The following is a 9,832-nucleotide window of genomic DNA, read 5'->3' as shown; positions in this document are numbered from 1 at the left end:
TATTAAATCATTGGGTTTAACATAGTAATAGGGTGAATTAACGGCTTCAATTGTGGTCAAATCTATATGATGCACACGCTGACCGTAGGGATATTGTCGCACAATGACGACATCTTTCCTATCTCCTGTCAAAACAATATCGCCTGAGTTAGCGATGGCTTCCATAATTGATATTTGATCTCGATATATAATTTTTGATCCGGGACTCCCAATCTCACCGGCAATAGTATATCTAATCCCAGCAAGTTTAACTGTAACAAATATATTTGCCTCTTCCTTAAAGTAGTTTTCAAGCAATTCTTTTTCAAGCTTTTCCCTAACTTCATCCACAGTAAACCCAAGAACATTTACATAACCTAAAGTTGGCATTCTTATATTGCCGTGAGGATCAACCAAAAACCCATCGTAATAAAGTCGCTCTTCTCCAGTTGCATTTGGGTTTTCATCACCTACAGGGTTAAACATTCCTACTTCGCTTTGATCTAATGACTTAATTCTAATACTCAGTAAGTCATTTACTTGTATTCGGTAAGGATCTTGTTTTTTTGAAATTGTGATGAGCGAGTCATTTTTTTTGTTATTTTCCTGAAGGTATTTCAATTGTTTGGAAGAAATACACGAAGAACAACTTATCAAAATTGCTAGGCAAATATACAATAAGGATTTATTCATTTTCAATGCGTCAAGTTCAAAACAAATATAGGCGAACAAGTTTAAATATGAAATTTTTCGACTTTTATTTAATCAAATACAAAATCCCACAATCAATAAGATTTTATCAAAAATTGATTTTTCTTTGTTAACTTAAAATCCTTAAATTTTACTTTCATTTGTATAAATTAAAAAAAGTGAACTACTTATCTGTTGAAAATATTTCGAAATCATTTGGTGAACTGGTGTTGTTTGAAAACCTGTCTTTCGGTATCAATGAAGGTCAGAAAATAGGTTTTGTTGCTAAAAACGGAACTGGTAAAACTTCTATTTTAAAAATGCTGGCCGGAGAGGACTCCCCTGATTCTGGTTCTATTATTTATCGTAAAAACATAGTGGTAACTTATCTTGCACAAGAACCAAAGCTAAATAAGTACCTGACTGTTGAAGAAACAATTTTTGATTCAGAAAATGAAATTCTTAAAGTAATTGAACGCTATGAAACTGCACTCAAAAACCCAAACGAAAGTGAAAATTACCAGTCTGCGTTTGATGCCATGGAAGCTCACCAAGCTTGGGATTTTGAAACCCTTTACAAACAAATCCTCTCAAAACTTAAACTTGAAAACCTTGACCAAAAAGTAAGCACATTAAGTGGAGGACAAAAAAAACGCCTTGCACTCACCAATGCACTATTGAGTAAACCCGATTTATTGATTTTGGATGAACCTACAAACCATCTTGATCTTGAAATGATTGAGTGGCTAGAAGAATTTTTCGCCAAAGAAAACATCACACTCTTTATGGTGACTCATGACCGCTATTTTTTAGAACGTGTTTGCAATGAAATTGTTGAACTGGAAGACGGCAAACTCTATAGCTATAAAGGAAATTACTCTTACTATCTTGAAAAAAAAGAGTCCAGAATAGAAGCCGAAATGGCCGAAACAGGAAAAGCAAAACAACTTTTTAAAAAAGAGCTGGATTGGATGCGAAGGCAGCCAAAAGCAAGAACCACCAAAAGTAAGTCACGCATCCAGGACTTTCATGAAATTAAAGATAAAGCCAGCAAACGCAGATCTAATCATGAAATCGAACTTGAAATCAATATGGAGCGCCTCGGTAGTAAAATTGTTGAGTTTCATAATGTTTCAAAATCATTTGACGAATTTGAAATCCTTAATAAGTTTAACTACAATTTCTTAAAAGGTGAACGCATAGGTGTAATTGGTAAAAACGGTACCGGTAAATCAACATTTTTGAACTTATTAACCGGAAAAATAACCCCTGATAGCGGTAAAATTATTACCGGTGAAACTATACAGTTTGGTTATTACACACAAGCAGGAATAAAAATTAAAGAAGGTCAAAAAGTTATTGAGGTAATTAGGGAGTTTGGAGATTATATTCCCTTAAAAAAGGGAAGGCAAATATCTGCACAGCAATTGCTTGAACGTTTTTTGTTTGATAGAAAAAAACAATATGATTTTGTTGAAAAACTAAGCGGTGGTGAACTTAAACGACTCTATTTGTGTACCGTTTTAATTCAGAATCCAAACTTTTTAATTCTTGATGAACCAACTAACGATCTGGACATTGTTACATTGAATGTGTTGGAATCGTTTTTATTGGATTATCCAGGTTGTTTAATTGTTGTTTCTCACGACCGTTATTTTATGGACAAAATCGTAGACCACCTTTTTATATTTAGGGGCAATGCAGTCATAGATGATTTTCCAGGTAATTATAGTGATTTCAGGGCTTATGAGTCAAGTGTTGAAGCTGAAAAAAGAGAACAAAAATCAGAACCTTCTGAAAAAAAATCATGGAAAAAAGAAAGCAACTCCAAAAGGCTATCATTTAATGAGCAGAAGGAATTCAATAGTTTGGACCAACAAATTAAAAAGCTTGAAAAACAAAGAGATGAACTTCAAAACAAATTCGCTTCAGCAAATTGGTCTGTAGATGAAATCAATCAAAAATCTGAAGAACTTCAGGATATTATCAATAAAATTGAAGAAAAAACTGAACGTTGGTTTGAGTTATCTCTAAAAAATGAAAATTAAAATTTCATATTAAGCTGATTTTTATCATACTCTAAACGAGAGTGTCATAGTACTTTTACAGAATTAAAAAAATTACCCCTTTCATTTTGTATAATTGAAATCAGATTACAATGAAAAAGACCACCCTCGATCTCTATTTTTTGCTTCCGGTTAAAAATTTTATAGAAAAGAAAACCTCTGTAGGAATCCTGCTGGTTTTTTCTGCAATTTTGGCAATGATTGTCGCAAACTCTCCTCTGGCAGAAGGATATCATAGTTTTTGGAAACAATACATCTACATAGGCTTTGAAGATTTTCAAATCAAGAAAAATCTGCTGCATTGGATCAATGACGGATTAATGTCTATGTTTTTCTTTTTGGTTGGGCTGGAACTCAAAAGAGAGTTGATGCACGGTGAGTTGGCCAGCTTTAAAAAAGCGATGCTTCCGGTTGCTGCCGCTATTGGAGGAATGGTTTTTCCTGCCTTGATCTTTTTTTACTTAAACCAAGGAACAGAAGCTGTTTCCGGTTGGGGTATCCCAATGGCAACAGACATCGCATTTGCTCTTGGAATTCTCTATCTATTAGGTGATAAAGTACCCCTCTCTTTAAAAGTATTTTTAACTGCAATTGCCATCGTAGATGATTTAGGAGCTGTAATGGTTATTGCATTCTTTTACACTTCAGACATTTCAGTGAACAGTTTAGCATTGGGTGCCTTTTTTCTTTTAATTCTCTTAACTGCAAATTATATGGGTATTAGAAACACCTTGTTTTATGCAATTATGGGTATAGGCGGCCTCTGGCTTGCTATATTGCTTTCTGGGGTTCATGCAACCATTGCTGCCGTGTTGGCTGCGTTTACAATACCAACATTAACAAAAATAAACACTCCTTTATTTTTACGAAAAGTACGTTTGCTTTCACTAAAGATAAAAAGGCAGCGAATGCAACTTAAAGGAAGAAAAGATGCTGATGAAAAAATGGCATCCACAATGGAAAAATTTTCAATGCTAACTGAAGATGCCACTCCCCCATTACAAAGACTGGAACATGCTTTACATCCATTTGTGAGCTTTGTCATATTACCCATTTTTGCATTTGCAAATGCCGGAGTAACTTTAGATGCAGAATCATTTCAGTTTTTTACAAGTCCTGTAACACTTGGAGTGATTTTTGGATTACTTTTTGGAAAAATAATTGGTGTATTACTGTTTACTAAAATTATGGTAATGCTTAAAATTTGTAATCTACCCGAAGGAATTGAATTTAAACACGTTTTTGGAGTTGGATTTTTAGCTGCGATAGGTTTCACTATGTCTCTTTTCATAACAGACCTAGCCTTTACAGATGAAACCTATGATGTACAATCAAAAATGGGGATTTTAACTGCTTCATTAATAGCCGGTCTCCTAGGGTATTTTTATCTTAAATTAATTGGAAACAAAACTTTAGAAAAAGATAAAGCTGCAGCTGATAGTGAATTAACGGAAAATTAAATCATTCAAAAAACTCGTCTTTAAATCCTATTAAATACAATTTTTCCTTTGCTCTTGTTACTGCAGTATAGAGCCATCTAAGGTATTCTTTATCAATTCCTTCGGGCAAATAAGGTTGTTCTATAAAAACAGTATTCCATTGTCCTCCTTGCGATTTGTGACAAGTAATGGCATAAGAGAACTTTATTTGTAATGCATTGAAATACTTGTTGCCCTTTACACTTAAAAACTTTTTATACTTTGATTTGAGATCTGAATAATCTTTTAAAACTTCTTGATAAAGCCTGTTTGAGTCTTCATAAGAAAGCGATGGAGTTTCAGACTTTATAGTATCCAAAAGTAGTACCGTTTCAAAAGGTTTCATTTTAGGATAATCAACCATTCTTACCATAACTTCGACAAACCTGAAACCATATAAGTCCTTAAATCTAAATATTTCTAGAATTTCAATGATATCACCATTGGCAATAAACCCGGCTTCACTGGTAGGTTTTAGCCAAAAATAATTGTTTTTCACAACCATTAAGTAATCCCCCGTTGATAATTCATTTTCCTGAAACAAAATACGCGACCTGATATTTTCATTAAATAAATTTGCTCGTTTATTAGATCTCAAAATAATCACGGTTTCTTCCTTACCCAGGTTTGAATAAGAATCATTTATTGCATCTAGCAATTCATAACCGTCTGTTGGCTTTACAATGTCTTTAAAATTTTGTAAGTCAAATTTAAAGTCAGTGTAAAACCCTGAATCTAAAGTCTCTCTCAACAGAGTGGCGTTGTATAGAATCCCACTTTCTTCTTTTTGTCTTACGACTTGATCCAGTTCAAACATCAACACTTTCTTATCATAATAATTTGAGAGTATTTTTTCATCCAATGCAGGGCTCAATTCCATTTTAATGGGTGGTAGTTGAGCAGTGTCGCCAATCAGTATCAACTTGCATTGAAATCCACTATAAACATACTGCATTAAATCATCTAGTAATGAGCCATTTTCAAACAGCTTAGAGTCTGATGCTGTATCTGATATCATAGATGCTTCATCAACAATAAAAAGCGTATTGCGATGTTTGTTTTGTTGCAATGTAAAGCTTACACTTCCTCCCTTATCTGCTTTAGGGTAATAAATCTTTCTGTGGATGGTAAATGCTTCCTTATTGGCATAGTTACTAATAACTTTGGCAGCCCGTCCTGTGGGAGCCATTAACACTGCTTTCTTTTTTAACTCCCAAAGTGATTGCACTAAAGTGCTGATGATTGTAGTTTTACCTGTTCCGGCATAGCCTTTCAACAAAAAAAGACTGTCTGTATCTTGTGAGTGAACAAACTGTGCAAGGTTTTGTAAAACAACATCTTGAATAGTTGTTGGTTGATGCGGAAACTTTTCCTTGATTGTTTTATAAAACTCAACTGCAGTCATTCGTGATCATTTTATATGAAATTACGGCTAATTTAATGTATGATTATGAAATATTACAATTAAAACGATTTTTAAAGATTATACTTTTGTGATTGAAAAAAAATTGTAGATTTGCGATATAGCATTTACGTTAAACGAAAATCGATTTCAATAATGAAACTTTTAATTCAACTTGTTCTCTGGATAATTATCATATTTCTTGGCTATAAGCTTTTTAATTCTGTGTATGAGCCCTCAAAGTTTAACGAAGAAAAGCAAAAACGCTATGCCAAAGTCATCGATGTTTTAAAAGATATTAGAACTGCAGAACTGGCATATCTTGAGATTGAAGGGAGGTTTACAGGAAGTTTTGATTCACTCACAAAGTTTATAGATACCGCTCAATTTGCAATTACGCAACGAAGGGACACAAGTTATGCCGATGTGGAAAGAAACAGAGCGTTTGGTCTTGACCCGCAAACCGGGGGTTATTATATCGAGGATGTAGTTATTGACACCTTGTCTTTTGTTCCTGTTAAAGATTCTCTTTTCAAAAATTCAGAACAATACAAGAATTTGAGCCAAGCTACAGTTAAAGGAAATGAAGTAAATATTTCACTTGAAGCAGGGTTTATTCTAAGAAACGATAATCAAATTGCCGTTTTTGAAGCCAAAGCTAGTAAAGATGAAATTCTTAAAGGGCTCAATAGAGATTTAATAATTCAGGAAAAACAAACAGTATCTGTTGACGGTGTCAACGGCTCACATATCATTGTTGGCTCAATGACAGATGTAAACACCAACGGAAACTGGCCTAAGCAGTATGATAAAGCCGGAGAGCAATAAAAATTTAAATACTAATTCAAACTCAAGATTGTCCGTTCAGGTAAGCCTGAATGGACTTTCTTTTTTAATGCAAAACGATGAAAATAAAACAGTTGAATTTGAAAAAATCATAAACTTTGAATCAACATTGTCTCCTGAAGAAGTTTTAAATGAGATTCAAAAAGAATTTAGTTCAAATATAGAATTATCAAAAGAAATTAAGGAATTAACCATAATTCATCAAAACAACCTTTCAACACTCGTTCCTAGAGCATTGTTTGATAAAGCACAACCGGAAAATTACTTAAAATTCAATTCAAAAATTTTTTCTTCAGACTATGTTGATTTTGATGAGTTAGGAAGTTTTGATATTATCAACGTCTACGTCCCGTTTGCAAACATAAACAACTATTTTTTTGAACGTTACGGTGCTTTTACATTTTTTCATTTTTCAACTCGCTTTGTAGAAACCATTCTAAATGACGAGCGTTTTGGCAATTCAAAAAAAATGTTTGTTCATTTATTTAATAAAGAAATGAGTGTTTTTGTCTCCGATGGAAAAAATATTCTTTTGTTTAATACTTTTTTATTCAACACCCCTGAAGACTTTTTATACTACACTCTTTTTGTGGCTGAACAACTAGAATTAAACCCAGAAGAATTCGAACTAACCCTCAGTGGAGAAATTAATAAAGAGGATGATTATTTTAAATTAGCCTATAATTATATCAGAAACGTTTCATTTAAAAACAATAGCCAGTCTAAATTAACAAAAGTGGAATGAGAATCATTTCTGGAAAATACAAAGGTAAAAGACTCATTGCTCCAAAAAAACTTCCGGTAAGGCCTACTACAGATTTTGCGAAAGAAGCTCTGTTCAATATCCTAAACAATAGAATTACATTTAGTGAGGTGACGTTTTTAGACCTTTTTACAGGAACTGGAAATATCAGTTTTGAATTTGCTTCCAGAGGAAACAATTATATAACAGCAGTTGATGCTGATTATAGCTGTATACAGTTTATAAAAAAAATTAACGATGAGCTGGGTTTTGAAATAACAGCTGTCAAAGCAGATGTCTTTTCATTTTTAGACAAATCAAAGCAAACATTTGATGTTATATTTGCAGACCCTCCTTATAATTTTGACTCCGGTCAATTTGAACGCATTGTCAAATTGGTATTTAAAAATAACCTACTCAATGAAAATGGTTTCTTAATAATCGAGCACTCCAAACACACTGATTTAAGTAAACTGCATAATTATTCTGAATCAAGAAGATATGGCGGGTCAGTGTTTAGTTTTTTTCAACTTTAAAAACTAAAACCATTCAATTATTTCTTTTGTACCATAAGTAACTGTAATACATCATTTGTGCTATTACTTTTGTAAAATAAAATATTAATGCAATGAACACAGAAATATATTTAAACAACAATGCGAAGATTATTGATGTTAGAACATTGGAGGAATATAAAGGAGGCCATGTTGTAGGATCAATAAATATTCCTTTACAGGAAATTCAATTAAGAATTGAAGAAATCAAATCAATGAACCAACCATTGATATTGTGCTGCGCCACAGGAAATAGAAGTGGTGTAGCTTCACATTATTTAAAAAATCAAGGAGTGGACTGCATCAATGGCGGTTCATGGTTAGATGTAAATTATTACCAGTCACAAATAGTATAAAAAATGATTCAACAACTCAAATCAATTTTCGGAATTGGTCCGAAAGCAAATTATAAAAATCTGCTAGCCCAAGGGGCAGTTATAATTGATGTTAGAACAAAAGAAGAGTTTAAATCTGGTCATATCAAAGGTTCAAAAAATATTCCTCTCAACACAATTACTAATAGCTTGAATGACAAACAAAAAACATACATACTTTGCTGCGCCTCAGGCATTAGAAGTGGAAGTGCAAAAAATACACTGAAATCAAAAGGCTTTTTAAATATCTACAACGCAGGATCCTGGAAGTCTTTAAATAATAAACTTCAATGATTGAAAGGCTAACAAAACACTGGGATTTATCTAGAATTATTTACTTCTCAATAGGTATAACTTTGTTAATTCATGCAATAATGGACAGCCAACTTTTAGGAATAATTCTGGGAAGTTACATCACACTAATGGGTTTATTTGGATTTGGGTGTGCAAAAAGTAAATGCAATTTCGATAAAACCAAAAAGTGAAGTTAAAATTTTGACAATGACTTTTTCTTGAACTATCTTTAAAAGAAAAATGTTTAAACTATTTAAAAAGAAAAGCCAAGTAGAAGTCCTTCAGGAAAAGTACAGGAAACTTCTTAAAGAATCTTTTGATTTATCAAAAACTAATCGTTCTGCAAGTGATAAAAAACAAGTAGAAGCTCAAGCTATTTTAAAAAAAATAGATTCTATAAAAGTTCAAAACGAAAAATAAAAATCCCGCCTGTTGCTAACAACAGTACGGGAAATTTTTAAGAATACAAGCCTGTAAGCCGGGTTCTGTATTAAGATAATCTTAATTCTTATCATTTATCTTGATTAAACATTACTGTTTAATTCAATCTGCCTACCCTCCGGTTTCGGGCGAGTAACCCTCAATCACCGGTATACATAGCATTTCACCGCATAGAGTTTACCTGATTTCACTACAGCATTACCTGTACATCCTTTCTGTTGCACTTGTCCTATCCCGATTGCAATCGGAACGACGGGAGTTACCCGCTATGCTACTCTGTGGTGCCCGGACTTTCCTCCCTAAAATAGTTTTAGAGCGATAAGACGGCTTGTATTTTACAAAAATACAACATAGTTGTTAATATCTATTAAGAAAAAGTGAAAGATAGAATCCAAGAAAATTAGAACAATATGTATATTTGCTTTACTCACAATTTCTATGGAACATTTTATAGTATCTGCCCGTAAATACCGCCCCACTAACTTTAAAAGCGTTGTAGGCCAACAAGCCATTACTAATACGCTTGAAAATGCCATAGCCAACAACCACCTTGCCCAGGCACTTTTGTTTACTGGTCCACGGGGAGTTGGAAAAACCACTTGCGCTCGAATTCTGGCTAAAAGAATCAATCAAGAAAGTACAGAAAATTTAAATGAAGATTTTGCATTCAATATTTTTGAACTAGATGCGGCTTCAAACAACTCTGTTGACGATATCAGGAATTTGACAGATCAGGTTCGCATTCCTCCTCAAACCGGCAAATATAAAGTATATATAATCGACGAGGTTCATATGCTTTCACAGGCTGCATTCAATGCCTTTTTAAAAACTCTTGAAGAACCACCAAATCATGCTATTTTTATATTAGCAACCACCGAAAAGCATAAAATAATACCCACTATTTTATCACGTTGCCAGATTTTTGATTTTAAGCGAATAACAGTTACTGACATCAAAAATCATTTA

11 protein-coding genes and 1 other RNA gene are annotated in these 9,832 nt (G+C 33.2%); 9 read left to right on the top strand and 3 right to left on the bottom strand.

Annotated elements, in window-relative coordinates; all coding sequences use genetic code 11:
• Window positions 1-672: polysaccharide biosynthesis/export family protein (locus tag AACY61_RS03310; protein ID WP_339610156.1), on the bottom strand; the 672-nt coding region annotated here is incomplete at its 3' end.
• 176 nt (window positions 673-848) lie between these two features.
• Here AACY61_RS03310 and AACY61_RS03305 point away from each other — a divergent pair.
• The gene (locus AACY61_RS03305) at window positions 849-2,717 is read left to right on the top strand and encodes an ABC-F family ATP-binding cassette domain-containing protein (RefSeq protein WP_339610154.1); all 1,869 of its coding nucleotides are present in this window, start codon (window positions 849-851) and stop codon (window positions 2,715-2,717) included.
• Window positions 2,718-2,827: 110 nt separating this feature from the next.
• On the top strand, window positions 2,828-4,195 hold the full coding sequence (nhaA, locus tag AACY61_RS03300) for a Na+/H+ antiporter NhaA (RefSeq protein ID WP_339610152.1): 1,368 nt from the start codon (window positions 2,828-2,830) through the stop codon (window positions 4,193-4,195).
• A 1-nt stretch (window position 4,196) separates the two neighbouring features.
• Here the strand turns inward: nhaA and AACY61_RS03295 are convergent, their stop codons facing one another.
• Window positions 4,197-5,618, bottom strand: coding sequence for an AAA family ATPase (locus AACY61_RS03295; RefSeq protein WP_339610150.1), 1,422 nt, complete (start codon window positions 5,616-5,618; stop codon window positions 4,197-4,199).
• A 153-nt stretch (window positions 5,619-5,771) separates the two neighbouring features.
• On the opposite strand from AACY61_RS03295, the gene AACY61_RS03290 reads away from it, so the two are divergent.
• The 6 genes from AACY61_RS03290 to AACY61_RS03265 all read left to right on the top strand — a co-directional run bounded on the left by AACY61_RS03290 (window position 5,772) and on the right by AACY61_RS03265 (window position 8,845).
• A complete protein-coding gene (locus AACY61_RS03290) occupies window positions 5,772-6,443 on the top strand; it encodes a hypothetical protein (protein WP_339610148.1) in 672 nt (223 codons plus the stop codon).
• Window positions 6,421-7,206 carry a DUF3822 family protein gene (locus AACY61_RS03285; RefSeq protein WP_339610146.1) on the top strand — a complete coding sequence of 262 codons (786 nt, stop codon included), beginning with the start codon at window positions 6,421-6,423 and terminating at the stop codon, window positions 7,204-7,206. The genes AACY61_RS03290 and AACY61_RS03285 overlap by 23 nt, the downstream gene beginning before the upstream one ends.
• Complete coding sequence (gene rsmD, locus AACY61_RS03280) at window positions 7,203-7,739, top strand: 16S rRNA (guanine(966)-N(2))-methyltransferase RsmD (protein WP_339610144.1); 537 nt, start codon at window positions 7,203-7,205, stop codon at window positions 7,737-7,739. Before AACY61_RS03285 ends, rsmD begins: the two co-directional genes overlap by 4 nt.
• A 92-nt stretch (window positions 7,740-7,831) precedes the next feature.
• Entirely contained in the window at window positions 7,832-8,113 is a 282-nt protein-coding gene (locus AACY61_RS03275) for a rhodanese-like domain-containing protein (RefSeq protein ID WP_339610142.1), read from the top strand.
• Between the two features lie 3 nt (window positions 8,114-8,116).
• On the top strand, window positions 8,117-8,425 hold the full coding sequence (locus AACY61_RS03270; RefSeq protein WP_339610140.1) for a rhodanese-like domain-containing protein: 309 nt from the start codon (window positions 8,117-8,119) through the stop codon (window positions 8,423-8,425).
• Between the two features lie 240 nt (window positions 8,426-8,665).
• Window positions 8,666-8,845 (top strand): Lacal_2735 family protein, encoded by a 180-nt coding sequence (locus tag AACY61_RS03265; RefSeq protein WP_339610138.1) that lies wholly within the window; start codon window positions 8,666-8,668, stop codon window positions 8,843-8,845.
• A 38-nt stretch (window positions 8,846-8,883) separates the two neighbouring features.
• Here AACY61_RS03265 and rnpB read toward each other — a convergent pair.
• Window positions 8,884-9,201: RNase P RNA component class A (gene rnpB / locus AACY61_RS03260), an RNA gene on the bottom strand.
• Between the two features lie 103 nt (window positions 9,202-9,304).
• On the opposite strand from rnpB, the gene dnaX reads away from it, so the two are divergent.
• Window positions 9,305-9,832, top strand: a 528-nt coding sequence (dnaX, locus tag AACY61_RS03255; RefSeq protein ID WP_339610136.1) for a DNA polymerase III subunit gamma/tau, incomplete at its 3' end; no start/stop codon positions are given.

It is taken from the genome of uncultured Planktosalinus sp. (assembly GCF_963973675.1).
Classification (GTDB): domain Bacteria; phylum Bacteroidota; class Bacteroidia; order Flavobacteriales; family Flavobacteriaceae; genus Planktosalinus.
This window is presented reverse-complemented; position numbering and strand designations above follow the sequence as displayed.

Coding starts and splice junctions, on each gene's coding strand:
- nhaA (WP_339610152.1), top strand. CDS start 2,828: ATGAAAAAGACCACCCTCGATCTCTATTTTTTGCTTCCGGTTAAAAAT.
- AACY61_RS03295 (WP_339610150.1), bottom strand. CDS start 5,618: ATGACTGCAGTTGAGTTTTATAAAACAATCAAGGAAAAGTTTCCGCAT.
- AACY61_RS03290 (WP_339610148.1), top strand. CDS start 5,772: ATGAAACTTTTAATTCAACTTGTTCTCTGGATAATTATCATATTTCTT.
- AACY61_RS03285 (WP_339610146.1), top strand. CDS start 6,421: ATGATAAAGCCGGAGAGCAATAAAAATTTAAATACTAATTCAAACTCA.
- rsmD (WP_339610144.1), top strand. CDS start 7,203: ATGAGAATCATTTCTGGAAAATACAAAGGTAAAAGACTCATTGCTCCA.
- AACY61_RS03275 (WP_339610142.1), top strand. CDS start 7,832: ATGAACACAGAAATATATTTAAACAACAATGCGAAGATTATTGATGTT.
- AACY61_RS03270 (WP_339610140.1), top strand. CDS start 8,117: ATGATTCAACAACTCAAATCAATTTTCGGAATTGGTCCGAAAGCAAAT.
- AACY61_RS03265 (WP_339610138.1), top strand. CDS start 8,666: ATGTTTAAACTATTTAAAAAGAAAAGCCAAGTAGAAGTCCTTCAGGAA.